Origin of the sequence: Sphingobium lactosutens DS20 (assembly GCF_000445105.1) — a bacterium.
Taxonomy (GTDB): domain Bacteria; phylum Pseudomonadota; class Alphaproteobacteria; order Sphingomonadales; family Sphingomonadaceae; genus Sphingobium; species Sphingobium lactosutens.
This window is the reverse complement of the sequence record NZ_ATDP01000062.1, coordinates 1-19,660: the sequence shown is the minus strand read 5'-3', so window position 1 is coordinate 19,660 and position 19,660 is coordinate 1. Positions and strand designations below refer to the sequence as shown.

Annotated in this window: 12 protein-coding genes; 9 read left to right on the top strand and 3 right to left on the bottom strand. The window is 65.2% G+C overall.

What is annotated here, in order from left to right; all coding sequences use genetic code 11:
* Positions 1-1,126 precede the first annotated feature (1,126 nt).
* From RLDS_RS32225 to RLDS_RS32215, 3 genes are all read right to left on the bottom strand, one after another.
* Complete coding sequence (locus tag RLDS_RS32225) at positions 1,127-2,392, bottom strand: replication initiator protein A (RefSeq protein WP_021224606.1); 1,266 nt, start codon at positions 2,390-2,392, stop codon at positions 1,127-1,129.
* Positions 2,393-2,576: 184 nt separating this feature from the next.
* Positions 2,577-3,587 carry a ParB/RepB/Spo0J family partition protein gene (locus RLDS_RS32220; RefSeq protein ID WP_009824073.1) on the bottom strand — a complete coding sequence of 337 codons (1,011 nt, stop codon included), beginning with the start codon at positions 3,585-3,587 and terminating at the stop codon, positions 2,577-2,579.
* Positions 3,584-4,732 (bottom strand): AAA family ATPase, encoded by a 1,149-nt coding sequence (locus tag RLDS_RS32215; RefSeq protein WP_009824074.1) that lies wholly within the window; start codon positions 4,730-4,732, stop codon positions 3,584-3,586. Before RLDS_RS32215 ends, RLDS_RS32220 begins: the two co-directional genes overlap by 4 nt.
* Positions 4,733-5,187: 455 nt before the next feature.
* Here RLDS_RS32215 and RLDS_RS32210 point away from each other — a divergent pair, with 455 nt between their 5' ends.
* The 9 genes from RLDS_RS32210 to RLDS_RS32170 form a co-directional block, all read left to right on the top strand.
* Positions 5,188-5,514: a single-stranded DNA-binding protein gene (locus RLDS_RS32210; protein WP_009824075.1), complete on the top strand. Its 327-nt coding sequence runs from the start codon at positions 5,188-5,190 to the stop codon at positions 5,512-5,514.
* Between the two features lie 61 nt (positions 5,515-5,575).
* Positions 5,576-6,442 carry a DUF7146 domain-containing protein gene (locus RLDS_RS32205; protein ID WP_007688081.1) on the top strand — a complete coding sequence of 289 codons (867 nt, stop codon included), beginning with the start codon at positions 5,576-5,578 and terminating at the stop codon, positions 6,440-6,442.
* A 66-nt stretch (positions 6,443-6,508) separates the two neighbouring features.
* On the top strand, positions 6,509-10,708 hold the full coding sequence (locus RLDS_RS32200) for a strawberry notch-like NTP hydrolase domain-containing protein (protein WP_021224603.1): 4,200 nt from the start codon (positions 6,509-6,511) through the stop codon (positions 10,706-10,708).
* A gap of 111 nt (positions 10,709-10,819) precedes the next feature.
* Positions 10,820-12,832: a ParB/RepB/Spo0J family partition protein gene (locus tag RLDS_RS32195; protein WP_021224602.1), complete on the top strand. Its 2,013-nt coding sequence runs from the start codon at positions 10,820-10,822 to the stop codon at positions 12,830-12,832.
* Positions 12,833-12,924: 92 nt separating this feature from the next.
* Complete coding sequence (locus RLDS_RS32190; RefSeq protein ID WP_016744725.1) at positions 12,925-13,671, top strand: ArdC family protein; 747 nt, start codon at positions 12,925-12,927, stop codon at positions 13,669-13,671.
* Between the two features lie 157 nt (positions 13,672-13,828).
* Positions 13,829-15,178: a tyrosine-type recombinase/integrase gene (locus RLDS_RS32185; protein WP_021224415.1), complete on the top strand. Its 1,350-nt coding sequence runs from the start codon at positions 13,829-13,831 to the stop codon at positions 15,176-15,178.
* Positions 15,175-16,962, top strand: a complete 1,788-nt coding sequence (locus RLDS_RS32180) for a hypothetical protein (protein WP_021224414.1) — start codon at positions 15,175-15,177, stop codon at positions 16,960-16,962. Before RLDS_RS32185 ends, RLDS_RS32180 begins: the two co-directional genes overlap by 4 nt.
* The gene (locus RLDS_RS32175; RefSeq protein WP_021224413.1) at positions 16,959-19,121 is read left to right on the top strand and encodes a hypothetical protein; all 2,163 of its coding nucleotides are present in this window, start codon (positions 16,959-16,961) and stop codon (positions 19,119-19,121) included. The genes RLDS_RS32180 and RLDS_RS32175 overlap by 4 nt, the downstream gene beginning before the upstream one ends.
* Positions 19,122-19,290: 169 nt before the next feature.
* Positions 19,291-19,660 (top strand): ArdC-like ssDNA-binding domain-containing protein (locus tag RLDS_RS32170; RefSeq protein ID WP_021224600.1); only part of this gene is annotated, 370 nt, incomplete at its 3' end.

Below are 19,660 nucleotides of genomic sequence, written 5' to 3'. Positions count from 1 at the left end.
GCGCGCATGCGTCAGCAAGGTAAGTTGCGACCTTTGTAATCCACAGCCTTGTCTGACCTCTTGGGGATCGGCGGACAGCACGAGCTGCAGGTATGACGCCGGCACTGCCATCGGCACCACGCGAACGGCCTACGCCTTGATCCTTGATCCTGGGATCCCGCGGGACGGCAAAGGCTGCCATCAGTTCCGCCAGCCGCGTAGTTCGTATTCTCTTGCTCATCCACTCCCTTCTACACAGAATTGCACCGGTGCAGGCGCTGGAAATGTCAGCGAGGGATCGACGATCCGGCACCCGTTTTCGGGCATGCCGTGAAAAGGGCCTGTATAAGCTCGATCGCCTACGCGAGCATCAGTGGGCGCGGACGGCTGTGGTGGTGCTGGTCGGTCGAGGTGTACCCCCTCCCCTTTTTCTTCAAAATCAAGAAGCAGAAAATCAATGATCCGCCGTAGGCGCGGCGTTAAGGAGAGTTATCTCTTGAAGTTAAAAGGTTACTGTCGCGGATCATGGGCGAAAGTAGCGAAAATCCGGCGATTCGCGACGTGTGGATAGAATCTGATAACACGGTGCCGACGATCTGATAGCACGATGGAGCGATTCCAAAAACACGATGGATCTTATCCGATAACACGTCGGCCACCACGGGAGCTGTGGATAAGTTTGATCCCTGACCATACCAACGCATCAGGTTGGCGTTCTGATTCGCTATTGGCCAGTGATCTCCAAACCGCACACTCGAGATCGTCGGGCTCGTCCTGACATGTCGTGTTATCGGAAATGTCGATCCCCTTCGTCGTGTTTTCGGGAATGCGGTTTCACCTCCCTCCCCTCGTTGAGATCTGAGAGGCCACCTCCGTCCAAGGCGGAGGATGGTGGTACGCTGAGCATCCGAGCCAACTAGCATCCGGGCGACTGCGAATTCGCGGTTCTGCGGCCCGATGCTCGGGACTGCAGAACGTGTTTTTAGAATCACGCTGCGGTCGCTGTCGCAGATCCCACAATGGCATAGGGACGGCAAAATTTCGCGCGAACAAACATCCGCTGCGTGAGCGTGCGACGATTTCTGAAAACACGTCGGCCGGGGGACCCAAATGCCAGCCTCTGACGGCGCGGACGGCCGGCGTACGATCAGAAGCCGGGGAGAGAGTGTTTATTGCGCTCGTGGTGCTTCTTCATGAAGCCGTAGAAGCGCTTCGAGTAGTTTCGCGGCATCTCGTTCGGGTTCGCGTTCAAGAAGGCGTCGAATTGCTTCATGAGGACGTCGAGGTCCCAGCCTGGGCATTCGGCGCGGATCGCGTCATATATATCGCGATCGAGCACATCCTGCGCACGTCCGGTACGAGCGCGGGGCATCGTAGCGGCTGCCGCTGCATAGCCGGGATCATGAGGATCGGTACTCGATGCCGGATCTACCACCTTGAGGCCGGCAACCGCTTTTGCGATCAGCCCACGTGTCAGGCTCGCGTTGACGAACGATGCGGGCTCCGGAACCTCAGCCGCGGGCTTAGCGCGAGTCGGAGCAGGGCGGGCGGCCTGAGGCGGAGGCAAGGCGGACTGGGCAACTTCCAAGGCCTTGGCGCTCTGCTCTTCGAGATGGCGGCGCATCACCATCTTGAGCTTCGGGCGCGGGGTGTCGGCGCCGATCACCTCCAGGCTTATCTCGGGCAGGCTGTTCGCTCGCGCCAATTCGAGGATCTTGTTCTTGAAAGAGGGTAGGGAGCTTTCGCTTCCGCTCTTCTGGTGAAGCGTCTCGAACCCGATCGTGAAACCTTCGACACCGTTCCCGCCAGCATGCTTGCGGCTTGCTCGATAGAGCCATTTGCCGAGGCCACTGGTGATTTCGAAATAAAGTGGCGAGATCGCGAGGACGTTCCGCTTGTCCATTACGCCGTCGAAGAACCACTTAGAGAGCGTGATCTCCATGCCCAACGATCGCTGGGTTCGTTCGTCGACCAGATGGGTATAGCTGTCGATCCACGAAAAGGTGGTTTCGCGCGACTTCGAATTCGCCCGAATGTTGGTCTTGATCGTCGTCGCCTGCAGGCGATCAAGCGCGCCGATCAAACGCTCGTAAGCGCGGCCGCTGATCCCCCAGCAGACGCGCTTAAGGAGATCGCCTGGCTGAAGCCTGATCGTTGGCGACAAGTCATTCTCGCCGCGTTCTCGCAGCTCGTTGAGATGCGAGGCAAGATAGATCATGATATCCGCGTCCCAGATCGTCGCCATTCCGTACGCAGGGTTTGCAGACACGTGGACGGTAACGGACTTGTCGGGGCTTACATACTCGATGGGCTTGATCCGCTTTTTCTTCGACAGGCTGAAGAAGGGACGCTGCATCGTCTCTTGATAATCGCGCAGGGAAATGTCGCTGAAATCAGGCAGCGTAAAGAACATCTCAAACTGGACCCGGCGGCCTCCAAGGACCGTCGGCGACGTCTCGGAACTCACACAAAAACCCTATTGAAGAGGTGCATGTCCCACGCGTGGGACATGCGCACTAAGATGTTGATAAAAAACAGAAACATACCCTTTTGCAGAGTTGCAAAAATCGTGTTGGGCGAAAGGGCGGGGTGCGGTTTCACCGGCCCGCCTTCTTGAGGATCTTCGCGTTCTCGATGAGCGGGCGGAGGGCCTCCAATATGTCGTCGGCCGAGAGCTCGGTGGGATTCAGCGTGATCGTCAGGCCCCGGCTACGGTCCCGATCGACCTGGCCGATCGCGGCGCCCTTAACCTCGATCGTCGCCTTTTGCGCGCGGCCCGGTCGGGTCGAGGTGGGCTTGGTTAGCCGGGCCACAACCTCCGAACCGCTGATAGGCTCTTCGTCGCCAGACTGGCGGAAGCTTTGCTCGGCCGCGATTACCTTCGCCGTCTCTTCCATCTTGCTCCGCATCCCGGGGTTGCGGAGCAGAGGGAGCAGCTTGTCGCCATGGCGGACCTGCAAGTCCATTGGTGACGCGAACGCACTGACGATCGTCTGTGGGATGTCGGTCAAACCGATGTACCGAGCGAGGGTGGACTTCGACAGCTTGACGCGATCGGCCATGCGCGACTGCACGCCGTCATAGTAAGCGTCGACCGCTGCCTTGTAGTTTAACCCGCGCTCGAGATCCGAAATGTCCTCGCGTTCCCGGTTCTCGATATCGGCGAGCCGGAACGCTGCTTCGTCGTCGATATCCTCGATGATCGCGACCAGCTCGATGTCCGGATAGTGATTGGTGTTGAGCCAGGAGATCGCCCAATGCCGGCGTGTACCGATCACCAGCTCGTAGGCCAGATCGGCCTTGGGCGTCCTGCGGACGACAACCGGAATGCGGTTGCCATTCTCGGCCTGGATGGAATCGATAAGCGTCCGAAGCCGATCTTCGGTCAACAGGGCATAATCACGCGCATTGCCGGGCCAGATCGAGCATTCCGACGGTTTCAGCCGGATCGTCGGCCGTTTGACCATCCGCGAGGCTTCGCCGAACGCATCGAGGCGCTTGCTCGTGAAGGTTGTGCGCGGCTCAGAGGCGACCGCTTCCTCAAGAAGCGGCACCGGCTCGGCCGGTCCGGAGGCAAGGGCTTCGCCGATCAGTGACCGCCGGCTCACGCTGCAGCACTCGTGACTGTCTCGCCGGCCCGCCCGGCGATGCTCTTCGACGGCCATTGCTGGCGGACTTGCTGCACCACCTCGCCGAACACTGAGTCCAGATTGTCCCGGCACCGCTGGTAGGTGGCATGTGACGCCGAAGGCTTGCTCTCATAGACTGAGCGAAACGCCTGCGTCGCATTCTTGATCTCCTCCGAGGCGAGGATCGGTTGGCTGAGCAGAAAATTCGCGTAGGTCGCCTGCATCATCTTCCACATGTCGTTCTCGCCCGGCTTACTGGGCGTATAGGCAGAACAGACAATACGGATGAAGCCATAGTCCACTGGCGTCCCGTTGGCCTCGAGGACTTCAATATTCTCAGCGATCGTGTCCATGAAATGGATCGTCGAGAGATAATCGAGCTGACGGGCCGGGACAGGAACGAGCAAGCCCGTCGCCGCGGCCATCACGTTAAGCCCGAGAAAGCCCATCGCCGGCGGTGGGTCGAGCAGGATCACGTCGTAATCCTTCACGATACTGGAGATTCCGATGCGCAAGCGCTGCAAGCCCTCGCGAACCGCCTGACCGCCTTCGCGAAGCGTCGCGGTGAGATCCCACTCGGCATCTTGCAACCCGAGGCTCGATGGCACGATCTTGATGGTCGGCCATGCGGTGTCGCGGATCGCCTGACGGAAATTGTCGAACGTGCTGCGCGGCGACAGGAACTGGCCGAGCGTCTCTTCGTCATCGATGAGCGTTTCGGGTTGAATGTCGAACATCGTCGTCGTCGATGCCTGCGGATCGCAGTCGATTACGAGCACACGATAGCCGTGAAGCGCCAAGTAATCTGCGAAGTGCTTCGTGATCGTTGACTTGCCCACGCCGCCTTTGAAGTTCTGAACGGCGATGATGACGGCATCTTCATCGGGCGCTTTGCCGGCATGAATGCCCAGCGCTTCGCGAATATGCGTCAGGTCTTCCAGCGTATAGTAACGCCGCCCGTTGCTGAGCTGCTTGGGAGCGGCGAGACGGCCTTCCTTTTCTGCCTTGGCCAAAGCTTCGGGGGTACGCCCGACGAGATCGGCTGCGATCCCGGGGCCGAACGTCAGGTCGAGCGTCTTGCGATCTTCGGGCTTGAACACAATCGACTTCACCCGATCGCGCATCTCCTCGCACGACCGCGTCATCGCTCGCAGCGTGTTTACGGTATACGACATGCCCGCTTTCGCCCCCTTCGAATCAGATAGCCTGGTTCGGTTCGCATTTAATGAACAAAAATTGTTCTAAAAGTCAAACCTCGGCTATTTCCTGTCCCCGACGGCGAATGCGCGTCGCCACAAGAAGTCATTTGCCAACCGTTCCAGCTGTGGAGAAATGGCAAGGCAACATGGCAATGTGTCGCTGTCCGCCCGTGCCGACGGAGCGCTCAGACGTTCGTTTCAGCAATGCGCCCGCGATATTCTCATCCCCGCGTCGCTGATTGCGAAGCGAAAAGATTCCGCGAGATAGGGAGCCGCGTCGTGCCTGAAGCAATCGTTCAATCCCCCTGTCTGGAGGGATACGCGAAGTCCGCCATCCACGGTAGGCTCCCTGGCCAAATGACGTCGCCAATGGAGGGTGCATGATCAACTTCGCCAAGTTCGAGATCATCGGCCGAATCGGAGAAATCGACGCGCGGCCGAAAGTCACCCTGCTGTCAGTCTGCGCGAATTATCGCCGCAAGGGCGAGGATAACGAGTGGCAGGAAGACAGCCACTGGAACCGGGTCAGCGTGTTCAGCGAAGGCCAGCGGAAGCATATCGCCGACCGGGCTCAAGTCGGGGATCTCGTGCGCATAGCCGGGCGGCTCAAGGACAGCTCCTATGAACGCGACGGCGCGACGCACTACACAACCGATCGCATCGTCGAGGAATTCGGGATCCTGGCACCCAAAGGCATGCCGGGGTGAAATATCGGGGAGGGGAGGGCGCAATCAGCAGCGGCGCTCCACCACTTCCGAGGATTAGTCGATGCCCATAGCTGCTCCCCATCGCGCCAAAGCCATTGTCGAAGCCCTGGGTGGGATCTGGCGCGGTACGCGCGGCGAATGCCGGTGCCCGGCACATAACGATCATGGTCCCAGCCTGTCGGTACGCCTGGGCGAGCGGGCGATCCTGTTCCACTGCTTTGCCGGCTGCGACACGCGCGATGTTCTGGCTGCTTTGCGCCGGCGCAAACTTCACGATGCGGAGCCGCTCACAATGCCGCGCCCGAAGGCGGCCGCGGACCATCGCGCTCTTGCACTTCGCCTATGGAAGGCGAGCCAGCCCATCGCCGGATCTCCAGCGGCCGATTATCTGGCGGCGCGCGGTCTGCCGCCTCCCTATCCGCGTTGCCTGCGCTACAACCCGCGCACCATCGTCGGGGCCGGTGAGCGCCGCCGGTTCTTTCCGGCGATGATCGCCGCGGTCGAGAATGATCTGGGGGTTGTCGCCGTCCAGCGGACCTGCCTCGATCTCGCCGACATCCTGCACAAACCCATGCCAAAGCCGAAGATTGCCCTTGGCCTTCTCGGCGACGCGGCCATTCGTCTGGCGCCGGCCGGCGAGGAGCTTGGCCTTGCCGAAGGCATCGAGGACGCCCTTTCAGCAATGGCCTGGTTCGGAACGCCCACCTGGGCGCTGGGCGGGGTCGAACGCCTTGGGCTTGTCGCCATCCCCGAACGGGTCAAGCGTATCATCGTCTATGGCGATCGCGGTGCCGCCGCTGCCGCCATGCTCAAAAAAGCCCGCCCCCATCTCACAGCCAATGGACGCGAACTGGTGCTCCGGCTGCCGGAACGGCACGCGGACTGGAATGATGCTTGGCGTGTCCGCCGGGCCGCCGAGGCGGCCTGAAAGGGGAGGGAGCCTTCCGGCTGATGACCTGGCGCTGATGCCAGGTGTCAGACCTGGAGATGCCCCATGGCCACACACCCCCTCGCGCTCACGCTGCCGCTCGATGATCCCGCCCGTACCGCTGCTCAAGGCATAGCCGACCGGCTGTCCGAAGGATGTCCGGTTGCACGTAACGACCTCCTTGCCGAAATGACCTCCGCTTTCGGTGGCTCGAGCGCCGATGGCCTGTGGTCATTGCGCGACGCCTACGATGTGCTCGAACTCGCGCAGGTCCTCCATCTGAAGAACGCGACGCTCCCGGCAGATGCGAATGCGCGGCTCGCCCAGCTGATCGCTATGACGGCGGCGCTTCCCACGCAAAGCGTGCGTAGCGAAACGCAGATCGCGTTCCAGCAATTCTCGACACCGGCGCCGATCGGCTTCCTTGCCGCCAAGGCAGCCGCGATCACGGCACACGATATCGTGCTCGAGCCCTCGGCCGGGACCGGCCTCCTGGCCGTACACGCCCATCTCGCCGGCGCGCGCCTCCTTCTCAATGATATCGATGCCTGGCGCACGCGTTTGCTGCGTCACGCCTTTCCCGAAGGCAGGCTGAGCACGCATGATGGCGAACTGATCGACGATATGCTCGATCCGCAACTGGTGCCGAGCGTCGTGCTCCTCAATCCGCCCTTCTCGCGAAGCCAGGGGCGCGCGCGCGATCGCCATGCCGCGCTTCGCCATTTGCGCTCCGCGCTGTTGCGGCTTGCTCCAGGCGGGCGCTGCGCCGTTATTCTCCCCGACCGCATCGAGACGGAGGACGCGGATTGGCTGCACGCCACTGCGGGCGCGCATGCCCGGCTGCATCTCGACCTGCCGCCCGATGCCTATGCCAAGCACGGCACCGGCCAGGCAGTCCAGCTCATACTCCTCGAAAAGGACGGGGCAGGGGGCTCGGTCCCGCGCCAGACCTGCACGACGCTCGGCGCTGCGCTTGCGGCCATCGATGCGATGGCGACCCCATGCGCGCCGCAGCCGCAGCCGATCTCCCGCCCCAGCGGATTGTTCCGGGGCCTCACGCGGCGGACCCGCCCCGTCTGCTCGCGTGCGGCGGTGACCCTGCCCACGACCCGCGCGGTCGCCTATCACCGTCTCGACGCGCCCGCACCCGCGGGCGAACCGCAAGGGATTTACCTGCCCTATCGGCCGAGCCGTCTGCTGATTGCCGATGCTCGTGAGCACCCAAGCGCGCTGGTCGAATCGCAGGCAATGGGATCGATTGCCGCACCCCCGGTCGCTTATGAACCCGTGCTGCCGGCCAGGATCCTGGACGACGGCCTGCTCTCGGACGCGCAGCTCGAAACGCTGATCTACGCTGGCGCGGCGTTCGAGCGCGATCTTCCCGGGCGGTTCATATCCAGCGAGGAGGGTCTTTCGCTGTCGCCGGCAGAGGCCGGTAACGCCTATCGGACCGGCTTTTTCCTTGGCGATGGCACGGGCGCCGGCAAGGGGCGGCAGGTGGCGGGCGTCCTCCTCGACCAGTGGTTGCGCGGCAACCGCCGCCACCTCTGGATATCCAAGAGCGAGACGCTGATCGAAGACGCTCGTCGGGACTGGTCGGCGCTTGGCGGCTTGCCGCTCGACATCCAGCATCTCAACCAGTGGAAGCTCGGCACCCCGATCGCGCTGGGCGATGGGATCCTCTTCCTGACCTATGCCACCCTGCGCTCCAACCGCGGCGACAGGGGCACGCGGCTGCGCCAGCTGATCGAATGGATGGGTGAGGATTTCAGCGGCGTCATCGTTTTCGACGAGGCGCATGAAATGGCCGGGGTGGCCGGCGGCGAGGGCCGGTTCGGCGCCACGAAAGGGTCCGAGCAGGGCATCGCCGGCGTCCGCCTGCAAAATCTCGCTCCGCGCGCCCGGATTCTCTACGCCTCGGCGACGGGCGCCTCGGACGTCAACAATCTTGCCTATGCGACACGCCTCGGATTGTGGGGACCGCAGACGGCCTTCGCCGACCGGCGGGCCTTCGTGGAATCCCTGCGCCGCGGCGGCATCGCAGCGATGGAGTTGATCGCCCGCGACCTCAAGGCGCAGGGCCTCTATGCCGCGCGGGCGCTCAGCTTCGCCGGCGTCGAATATGACATCCTCGAGCATCGGCTCAGCGAAGAACAGATCGCCGTCTACAATGCCTATGCCGATGCCTGGGCGATCATTCACAACAATCTGCAGGCCGCGCTCGCCGCCACGCGCGTCACCGACGGCTTCAGCGGTGCCACCTATAATAGCGGCGCGAAGGCCGCGGCATTGTCGATCTTCGAATCGACCAAGCAACGCTTCTTCGGCCAGATCCTGCTGTCGATGAAGCTGCCGTCGCTGATCCCGGCGATCGCCGCCGATCTCGCGCGCGGCGACTGCGCCGTCGTCCAGCTCGTGTCGACGTCGGAAGCCATGCTCGACCGTGCCCTTGCCGACCTGTCCCCCGAGGAGCGCGCCTGGCTCGATATCGAGCTGTCCCCGCGCGAATTCCTGGTCGACTATCTGACGGCAGCCTTTCCCGTGCGCCAGATGCGCACCTATACCGACGATAGCGGCACGGTGCGCTCGGAACCGATGATCGACGAGGCCGGGCAGCCGGTGCTGTGCCGGGAAGCGATCGCCATGCGCGATCAGCTCCTCGAGCAACTCTGTGCGCTGCCGGTCGTCGGCTCGGCGCTCGATCACATAATCGGGCATTTCGGGACGGAGGCCGTGGCCGAGGTGACGGGTCGCAGCCGGCGGATCATCGTCGATGCCGACGGCCGTCAGCGGATCGAACGGCGCAGCGCGCGCACGAACCTCGCGGAGACCGACATCTTCATGCGCGGCGAAAAGCGCATCCTGATCTTCTCCGACGCCGGCGGCACGGGGCGGAGCTACCACGCCAGCCTCGACGCGCCCAATCAGAGCCGCCGCATCCACTATCTGCTCGAGCCCGGTTGGCGCGCGGACGCGGCGATCCAGGGGCTGGGCCGCACGCACCGCACCCACCAAGCCTGCCCGCCCTTGTTTCGGCCCGTTTCCACCGATTGCCGCGGCGAACGGCGGTTCATCTCGACCATCGCCCGGCGCCTCGACAGCCTGGGCGCGCTGACCCGCGGCCAACGCCAGACCGGCGGGCAGGGACTTTTCGACCCCCGCGACAATCTGGAGTCCGACTTCGCGCGGGAATCGCTCGACCAGTGGTTTCGCCTGCTGTTCCAGGCAAAACTCCAATCGGTCCACTTCGATCAGTTCCAGGCGCTCACCGGTTTGAACCTGGCCGGGGAGGGCGGGGGGCTCACCGAGACCTTGCCCACGATCCAGCGGTGGTTGAACCGCATCCTGGCGCTGCGCATCGACCTGCAGAACGCGATCTTCGACGAATATCTCGGCTTGATCGAAGCACGGGTGGAAAAGGCACGCGAGGCCGGCACCCTCGATCTTGGCGTCGAAACGATCGCGGCCGACCGTATTTCGATCCTCGACCGGACGGTGATCCGGCGCGATCCCGTGAGCGGCGCCGAAACCGAAATCCTGCGCATCGAAACCGAGGAACGATATCGGCCACTGACCCTGGAACGAGCGCATTGGCTTCTCGCCGACCCGGAAGCGCGCCGATTGATCAACCCGCGTTCCGGCAAGGCCGCCATTTGCCGGCCGACCTTCTCGCTGACGGACGAAGAGGGGCGGACCGTGCGCCGCTACGAGCTGGTGCGGCCGACGCGCACCGAACGGCACCGGCAGGACCTCTTCGCCGAAACCCATTGGACCGACGTGGACCGGGCGAGCTTCGACGAAGCCTGGCAGGCCGAATGCGACGCAATGGCGGCGCAGACGCGCACGCAGATCATCTATCTGGTCACTGGCCTGCTGCTTCCGGTGTGGGGCAAGCTGCCCGACGATCATGTCCAGGTCTGGCGGCTGACGAGCGATGACGGCCAGTCGCTTCTCGGGCGTCTTATTCCGGCGCCGCTGGTTGAGCGGATTGCCAGCGCATTCGGCATCGCGGCCCATGTCGAGATCGACCTCGGCGCGCGGGTCGAGCACGTCCGCACCTCGGGCGAGATCATGCCGATCGGAGCGCTGCGGCTGAAGCGCGCCTTGGTCGCCGGCGATCAACGCCTCGAATTGCTGGACTGGAAGCCCGAGGCGCTGCCGCATCTCAAGGCGGCGGGCTGCTTCACCGAGATCATCCAGCACCGCACGCGGCTGTTCGTTCCCCCGAGCCGCGCCCTCGAGATCCTCGCCAGGATCACGGACTGACCCGCGGCCGCGCCAAGCGACCGAAGAGAGGGGAGGGGGCCTTCGGCCGGGTGGGCCTGAGTGGCTCAAGCCGGCCGACGAGGTCGGCGCAACCCTCGAAGGAGACAACCGATGATCCAGTCCGTGAAGGTCAAGAACCTCTCGCTCTCGAAGGACAATGTCCGCAAATCCAATCGCGATGCCGACCTCGACAGCCTCGCCGACAATATCGCCGCGCATGGCCTGTTGCAGAATCTCGTGGTCACGCCGCTCAAGAAGGCAGGACATTTCACCGTCAAGGCGGGTGGCCGCCGCTTGCGGGCGCTCCAGCGGCTGATCGATTCAGGCCGGCTTGCCGGGGACCATGAGGTTCAGGTGCTGGTGCTCGAGGATGATGCCGGATCGGCCGAAGCGAGCCTTGCCGAGAATTTCCACCGCGTCGCGATGAACCCGGCGGATGAGTGCTCGGCTTTCAAGCACTTCCTCGACAAGGGCGCGAGTGCCGAGGATGTGGCGAAACGTTTCGGCGTCACGACCCGCTTCGTTGAGCAGCGGGTACGGCTTGCCGAACTGGCTCCTCTCGTCTTCGCGGCGCTGGCGGCGGGCGAGATCACGCTGGGGGTCGCCCAGGCTTATGCCGTCACGCCCGACGTCGATCGCCAGGCGCGCGTGTTCGAGAGCATGAGCCGGTCCTATTATGGCGACAATCCCGACAATATCCGCCGTGCGCTCCTCAACGGAACGGTCAAGGCGACCGACGCCAAGGCACGGTTCGTCGGCCGCGAGGCCTATGTCGGCGCGGGCGGCCGGATCGAGCGCGACCTGTTCGGTGAAGATGTGGACGAGAGCTGGATCGACGTGGAGCTCATCGAGCAGCTGGCCGCCCAGAAGCTTGAAGCGGCCGCGGAAGCGCTCGCTGCCGAACAGAAGCTGGCGTTCGTGACGCCGGTTCTCGCGACGCATGTGCCCTATGATATGGAGTGCCAGCTCCACGAATACCATCCGCCGCTGCGCGAATTGAGCGGGGACGAGCAGGAGCGCGTCGATAGTCTCTCGGATGAGGGCGACGCGCTCATCCGCGAACTTGAGACCGAACTCGAGGACGGCACGCCCGAGGCCGAGGCGGCTTCGGCGCGTCTCGCCGACATCGAGCGGGAACTCGATACGATCGAGGCGTCGCGCACGATGGTCGATGATGCGATCAAGGACCAGCTGGGCACCTTCATCTATCTGGCGCCCGATGGCAGTCCGCGGGTGCACAGCCGCATGTTCAGCGAGCGCGCCATCCGGCAGGCGGGCGAGGATGCAGAACCCGAAGCACCGTCCGGCAAGGTCGCGGCCTCCCGGCTCAGCGCGACGCTGGTTGACGAACTCGCGACCCAGCGCCGGCAGATCCTGGCAGCCCATGTCGCCTCGGATGCCGGGTTCGCGCTCGATCTCACGATATTCCTGATGGCGCACCGGACGGTGTTCGCCAGCAGCTATGTCCGGGACCACGCGACGTTGCAGGCCGCCGCCGCGAGCTTCCCGATCGTCAGCTTCCGCGATGAAGGTAGCGCGGCGAGCAATGTCCTGACCGAACAGCGCCAGGCGCTCGATGTGAGCTGGGCAGGCGGGAACACGCTGTCGTCCCGCTTCGATGCCTTCCGGCAACTGGATGAACAGGCGCGCGCCGATTGGCTCGCCCATGTCATGGCGCAGACGCTGGAGCCGACACTCAACGTCGACGATGGCGGGCGCCGCAACGGCTTCCACGATCATCTCGGACGGCTGCTCGACATTGATGTCGCGCAATGGTGGCGGCCCGATGCCCAGAACTTTTTCGGGCGGGTGAAGAAGGACGTCATGCTCGAAGCGCTCGACGAGATCGGCGGGCCGGTGCTGCGCGGCCGATACAAGGACGCCAAGAAGGGTGACCTTGCCAATGCCTGCGCTGCGCTCTGTTCGGGGCAGGGCATCGTCGAGGCCGAAGTCCGGGAAAAGGCGCTCTCCTGGCTGCCCGACGAGATGCGGTTCGACGCGATCGAAAAGCCCGAAAGCTTCCGGAGCTATTCCGCTTTCCTCAGCGATGAAGACGACAGCGACGGCGGGGCAGGGGAGATCGCCCCCGATGGCGATGCTGGCGACTTCGAACAGGCCGCCTGAGGCGAACGCCTAACGGCGGGCGGCGCTTTCGTGTCGCCCGCCGCCCTTCATCGGCGGCGCTGAGACAGCCGCTCTTTCGCGGAGTATCCACCATGACCCAATCATCGGGCCGGCCCTCGCCGGCCGAGACCATCACGCGCGCCATCATCGACCGGCTCGAGGCCGGTGTGCGTCCCTGGGTACGGCCCTGGCGATCATGCGCCGCGCAAGGGCGCCCGCTGCGCGCCAATGGCGAGCCCTATCGCGGCATGAACACCTTTTGGCTATGGCTGGCCGCCGAGCAGTGCGGCTATCGGTCTCGCTACTGGATGACCTATCGGCAAGCACAAAGCCTCGGCGGGCAGGTCCGTGCCGGTGAGCAGTCGCAATTTGCGATCTTCTACAAAGCCTATTCGAAGAAGGTCGATTCATACGAACGTCCGGGTGAGCTCGTCGATGAGCAGCGCCGGGTCATGCGGTCCTATGCGGTCTTCAATGCCGATCAGATCGATACACTGCCGGGCGATTTCTATCCCGAAGCCCTCTCCCTCGTCCCGCCGGGCGACCGGCTCGGTCCGCGGGCGGAGCGCTTCGTCGATCGGCTGCCCGCGCGGCTGCGATGCGGCGGCGATCGTGCTTATTATGATCTGCGCGCGGACGTCATCACCATGCCGCCGGTCGAGCAATTCGACACGCGCGCCGCCTGGGCAGCCACCATTGCGCATGAGGCCGGCCACTGGACAGGCCATCCAGCCCGGCTTGCCCGATCGTTCGGGAAGCGCTTCGGCGATCAGGCATATGCGTTCGAGGAGTTGGTCGCCTTATCTGGACAGTCTGCGCCGTCCGCAACATTGCAGTAAGGTCGGCGATGGACGCCCACGGTAGGCAGTAATCAGGCTGGCCGTAGCGCTGACCCAAGAGCTGGCGGAGGCCAGCCTGATAGCTGCCGGGCCATAGCGCGCATCGGTGTGAAGGTCAGCTTCCGGGTGGGGGGTCCGGGGGGAGGGCTTCGCGCCGGTGTCGATCATTACTGTTTGCGAGCGTCGCGAGGCCAGGGGCCTCGATGCGCATGTGCCGCTGATCCAGCGCGACGACGCGCTCTACGATCCCGATCTGGATCGCTTCTTTCTCGACCTGCCGCTGTCGGGCGTCCGCTCGCGGCACTCGCTTCGCGCCTACGCCTATGATGTCGTAGTCTGGCTTCGTTTTCTCGATGCCTGCGGCAAGACCGTGTGGGCTGCGACCCGCGACGATGTCGACGCCTATCATCGTGAGCGACGCCGCGACGATGCCGATCACCGGATAACGGCGGCAAGCTGGAACCGCGCCGTCGCCAGCCTCGATCGCCTTTACCGTTGGGGCGAGCAGCAAGGGTTGATCGCCGACGCGCCGTTCAGCCGCCGCGCCGTGTGGCGACCGGCGCAAGGTGGCCGTCGCGGCATGATCGCGGCGCGCAACGATGCCTATGAACGTGTCGCCAGGCGATCGGATGTCCGGTTCGTCACGATGGACGACTACCGCATTTTCCGCGAGGTCGGCCTGCGCGGGCTCACCCCTGACGGCACGGAGCGCCCCGGCGCTCGCGACCGTAATGGGCTGCGCAACGCGCTGTTCGCGGATCTTCTCGTCACCACCGGCCTGCGCCTCGAAGAGGCGTCGGGCTTGCTCACCGTCGAGCTCGCGGCGATCGACCGCGAGGACGGTGACGTCCAACAACTTTGGTTGCCCCTTCCGCCGCCGCTCACCAAGGGCGACCGCGGACGCAGCGTTCTGGTCCCACGCCGGCTGCTTCGTCAGATCGCCGCCTATGTCGCGGTCGAGCGCGCCGCGGGCGTGGCCAAGTTCGCCGCGCGCGACGGTGCGGCCAGCTTCGACCGACCGATCCCTGTCACCCGCGCCGGTCTCGACCGCATGCGCGATATCTGCACCCCGGAGGAACGATGCCGCCTGATCCTGTGCGACGAGGATGGAACGCCCCGCGAGCCGGCGGCGCTATGGCTGACCGAGGTCGGCCAGCCTGTCCGCCCCAACTCGTGGGAGGTGATCTTCACCCGCGCCTGCAAGCGGTGCGCACAGAACGGCTTCCCGCTGTCGATCAGCCCGCACCAGCTTCGCCACGCCTTCGCAGTCCATATGCTCGCCTTGCTGATCCAGCAGCGGCTGCGCGAAGCGGCATTGCCGGTGGGGCCGGTGGAGAGCTATCGGCTGATCCTGGGCGACCCGCTGCAACAGGTGCAACGCCTGCTTGGCCACGCCAGCCTCACCACCACCTATATCTACCTCGACCATATCGCGACCCGCGCCGATACGGTGGACGCGGCCGTCGAGGAGCTGCTGGCGTTACTGCCGGGGCCGCAAGGCGTATGAGCGGGCGTCCCCGCAAGGGCCGGCCTGTCGCCTTTGCGCCGATCACGCCGGAGCGATCGCAGCCCGATCCTGTGCTCGGCCTCAAGTTCACCATCGAGGCGCGGCATGGCGGAACGGTCCTAGTCGATATGACCGGGCTCGATCCTCGCCCACTCGCCATCGCTTTCGCCGGTGCGCTGCGTCGATCGGCGGCGCTCGGCGGCCCCATCGGTGCGGCCAGCGTCATCAAGCAGTATGTTCAGGTCTATCGCCACTTCTTCGCCTGGCTTGGCGATGATGCGCCGGAGGTGACCGGCGTCAACGACCTGCGCGCAGTCCATATCGATGGCTTTGCGTCCGCGCTCGAACGGCGTGGGATGGGCGCGATCCACCGGCACATAACGGTCGGCAAGGTCATCAACACGCTGCGCGCGATCGAGGCAGACCGGCCCGATCGGATCGCGCCCGACCTGCATGAGCGGCTGCGCTACACGCTGGCCACTTCGGCGGGCCGCTCGACCCCGCGCGATGCCTATAGCCCCTTCGTCGCCCGCGCGCTGCGCGACGCCGCGAGGGCCGATATCGAAGCGATGCTTCGCCGCCTCGGCGCCGACGACCGCACTGATGAGGGCGACCCTGTCGTCGCCAGGGCGCGCGCCGATGTCGAAGCGATCATCGCGCGGCAGGGCTTTATCGTCGCAGACCAGCCCGCGCTGAAGCGCCTCTATTTCATGCGCATGCGGCGCGGATTGCCGATCAGCACGCTCATCGACGACCTGCATGGCCGCCATCATCTGCTCGCGCGCGATCTGCCGGCGCTGCTCGTGCTGCTCACGCTCGATACCGGCCTCGAGCCGGAGTGCCTGAAGACGCTGACCGTGGATTGTCTCACCAACCCGCATGCCGGCACGGTGGAGCTGCGCTATCTGAAGCGCCGCGCCCGCGGTGCCGAGCACAAGAGCATGCGGGTCCGCGATGGTGGTAGCGGCACACCCGGCGGCCTCATGCGTCGCCTGATCGACGTCACCGCCGTCGCACGCGAGCATCTGACCGACGATTGCCTCTGGCTCTATCACAACGTTGGCGGCCTTCGCGCCGGCATCGTCGATCCCAAGTTCCAACTCGCCGCCTGGGCTCGTCGCCATGGTATCGCCGGCGATGATGGGAAGCCGCTCCATCTGCTGCTTTCCCGGCTGCGCAAGACCCACAAGGCGTTATGGTACACCAAGACCGAGGGGCATATGGCCCGCTTCGCGGTCGGTCACACCCGCGAGGTTGCGGCGCGCCACTATGCCGATCTGCCGTCGCTCCGGCCGTTGCACGAGGCGGCCGTCGCCGATGCCTTCCGCGCAGCGGTCGCTGCGGCGATGCCGACCGTGCTTCCACCCACCGCCGAGCAGGCGCTGCGCGAAGCGCCCGAACAGGTCGCGTCGCTGATGTCGGCTGATACGGTGGGTCCGGTGCTCGACGGCGAACAGGATGTCTGGCTCGCCGCCTGCGCGGGCTTCCATAGCAGTCCTTTCGCCGAGCCCGGTTCGCCCTGCGCGCAGCCCTTCTGGGGCTGCCTCGATTGTCCCAACGCCGTCATCACCGCGCGCAAGCTCCCCGCGATCCTCGCCTTTCTCGCGTTCGTCGAAGAGCAGCGATGCAGCCTGCCGGCGAGCGACTGGGCCGCCAAGTTCGGCCGCGTCCACACCCGGATCACGGTCCAGGTCCTGCCGGTCTTCTCCGATGCCGTTATCGCCGAAGCGCGCCGGCAGATGGGGAGCGAACGGCTCTATCTGCCGCCGGAGGCACGCGCATGACCACGCCCGTCCATGCCCTCGTGCCCGCGTTCGACGATCGCCCTGTGCTGGCGAGCGCGCCGCTCAAGGCGGGCCATGCCCGCGAGGAGCTGTCGCACGTCGGCGACCCGACCTGGGATCTCGGTCCCGCCGTCTTCCGCGAGAACGCTCGGCGCTGCCACGTCACCGTGCATTTCGACGTGCTCGAACATGCCGATGTGCAGGCGGCAATGCGCGCCTATCTCTACGCCCGCCTCAACGTCGGTCTTCCCGGCTACCACCCGAAGCTGCCGCCCGCCAGCATCCGACAGGCATTCAACCGGGCTCGCCGGTTCTTCGCCTTCGCGCGCGAGCGGCTTGGGCGGCTCGACCTGGGCCGCATCGATCAGGCGCTGATCGACGCTTATGCGCGCCACCTGCGGGATGATTCAGCGCGGCGCCCCGTCATCGTCGGCCAGCTCTTGCAGGTGGTCACCGATCTCTACCATCTCCGGGATCACCTGCCTGGAGGCGGTCTCGGGTTCGAGCCGTGGGCCGGGCAAGCGGCTGCGCGCGTCGCCGGATATCGGCATGTGCGCGAGAACCGCACCCCACGCATGCCGGAGGAGATTGTCACGCCGCTGCTCGCCTGGTCGCTGCGCTATGTCACGACCTTCGCGACCGATATTCTGGCGGCTCGGGTCGCGCTCGATCGGCTCGAGGCAGTCCGCGCTCGGCTGCTCGCCGCCGAACGCGGACTGCCTGATGCAGAGCGCCGCCTGCGGCAGCGCGCGCGCCTCGAGCGCTATCTCGCGCGCCGAGCCCGGCAAGGACGCGGCGTGCCCATCTGGACGACGGCACACAACGGCGCCACGCGCATCGATCCCCTCACCGGGGATGCAACCCCGCCGATCAACGCCCATCTCCTCCATTTGCATGCCGGCATCGATGCCGTCGCCGAGCCGGCCATGCATCTCATGCTCACTACCGGCGCACCGGATGTCATTCGCGAAGCGGTTGCATCGCTTGGTACCGAGGTCGGCGGCATGGACACGCCGATCTCGATCGCTCCCGAGAGCGGTCGGCCATGGCGTGCCCGCTTCGACGTGAAGACCCTAGCGATCGAGGAGCGGATGCTGCAGGCCGCCGCCTATATCGTATGCGCCTATCTGACCGGCATGCGCGACTGCGAGGTCCAGGCGATGCGGCGCGGCTGCCTCTCGATCGCGCGCAGCGAAGACGGCCTGATCGAGCGGCAACGCGTCCGATCGACCCTCTACAAGCGCCGATCGAGCGCCGGTGAGTCGGCGAGCTGGGTGACGATCGAACCGGTGGCCGAGGCGATCACGGTGCTCGAACGGCTGTCGGAACACGCGGCACGGAAGACTGGAAGCGACACGCTCTGGCCGGTGCTTCGTCCCCGCGCTGTCACCAAGACGCATCTGTCGAGCGAGGTGGTCCGCCAGCTCAACGCCTTCCGCGACCACCTCAACACCGTCTTCGGCAGCCCCGATGCGCCGGTCATCCCACCCGGCCCCGATGGCAAGCCGTGGCGCATCACGACGCGGCAGTTCCGGCGCACCATCGCGTGGCACATCGCCAACCGTCCGTTCGGCACCATCGCCGGCATGATCCAGTACAAGCATGCCTCGGTCGCCGCTTTCGAGGGCTATGCCGGGACCAGTGGATCGGGGTTTCGCGCAGAGGTCGAGGCGCAGCGCCGGCTCGGTCAGATTGACGATCTGCTGGACTATTTCGACCGGCGGCAGGGCGGCGCATCACTCGGCGGACCGGCGGGACCACGCATCGCGCGGACCCTCGACGATGCCGCCGTTAAGCTCGGGCCACTGCCCGCCATGATCGCCGATCGGGCCCGCCTGCGCGTCATGCTCGCCAGCGTCGCGCGCACCTTCCATGTCGGCCCGCTCGCGGATTGCTTCTTCGATCCCGCGACCGCGCTCTGCCTCAAGCGCGTGACGACCCCCGATCCCGCGCAGCCGCTTACCGCCCTGTGCGAACCGACCCGCTGCCCCAACGCCTGCATCACCGCCCGCCACAGACCGGCCTGGGAACGTGCGGCGGCCGATGCCCGGGCGCACTTACGCGAACGGCGCATCTCCGACCTCCAGCGTCAGGCGCTCCAGCGCGAGCTTGATCGCCTGACCGCGGTGATTGCCGGGATCGACCCTCCCGCGCCGTAGACCACCCCGGCTGTTGGCGGAGTCCTGCGCCGGTCGGCGCGCCCGCGCAACGGCTTCGCCGTCCTTCGCTTCGCTGCGGCCCTGACGGGTGCGCGAGCCCCCCTGTGCCCGGCGCGAACGGGCCTCCGCCGCCGGGGATGGTCCCCGGCGCGAGAACGGAGAACATATCATGTCAGCCTCACCACGCTCAGACGTCTACGCTCGCGTCACGCAAGCGATCGTCGACGCCATCGAAGCCGGCACCGGCACCTGGCGCATGCCGTGGCATCATTTTGGCGCCGACGTCACCCGCCCGACCAACGTCGCCAGCGGCAAGCCCTATCGCGGCATAAATACGATCTCGCTCTGGGCGGCCGCCTATGGCAGCGGCTACGCGAGCGGGGTCTGGGGCACCTATCGCCAGTGGCAGGCGCTCGGCGCGCAGGTCCGCAAGGGCGAGCACGCCAGCCTCGGCGTCCTCTGGAAGGAGTTTCGCGCGAAGGGTGACGACGCCGGCGGCGATGACGACCATCGACGGCTTTTCGCCAAGGCGTTCAGCC

Coding starts and splice junctions, on each gene's coding strand:
- RLDS_RS32225 (WP_021224606.1), bottom strand. CDS start 2,392: ATGTTCTTTACGCTGCCTGATTTCAGCGACATTTCCCTGCGCGATTAT.
- RLDS_RS32215 (WP_009824074.1), bottom strand. CDS start 4,732: ATGCGCGATCGGGTGAAGTCGATTGTGTTCAAGCCCGAAGATCGCAAG.
- RLDS_RS32210 (WP_009824075.1), top strand. CDS start 5,188: ATGATCAACTTCGCCAAGTTCGAGATCATCGGCCGAATCGGAGAAATC.
- RLDS_RS32205 (WP_007688081.1), top strand. CDS start 5,576: ATGCCCATAGCTGCTCCCCATCGCGCCAAAGCCATTGTCGAAGCCCTG.
- RLDS_RS32200 (WP_021224603.1), top strand. CDS start 6,509: ATGGCCACACACCCCCTCGCGCTCACGCTGCCGCTCGATGATCCCGCC.
- RLDS_RS32195 (WP_021224602.1), top strand. CDS start 10,820: ATGATCCAGTCCGTGAAGGTCAAGAACCTCTCGCTCTCGAAGGACAAT.
- RLDS_RS32190 (WP_016744725.1), top strand. CDS start 12,925: ATGACCCAATCATCGGGCCGGCCCTCGCCGGCCGAGACCATCACGCGC.
- RLDS_RS32180 (WP_021224414.1), top strand. CDS start 15,175: ATGAGCGGGCGTCCCCGCAAGGGCCGGCCTGTCGCCTTTGCGCCGATC.
- RLDS_RS32175 (WP_021224413.1), top strand. CDS start 16,959: ATGACCACGCCCGTCCATGCCCTCGTGCCCGCGTTCGACGATCGCCCT.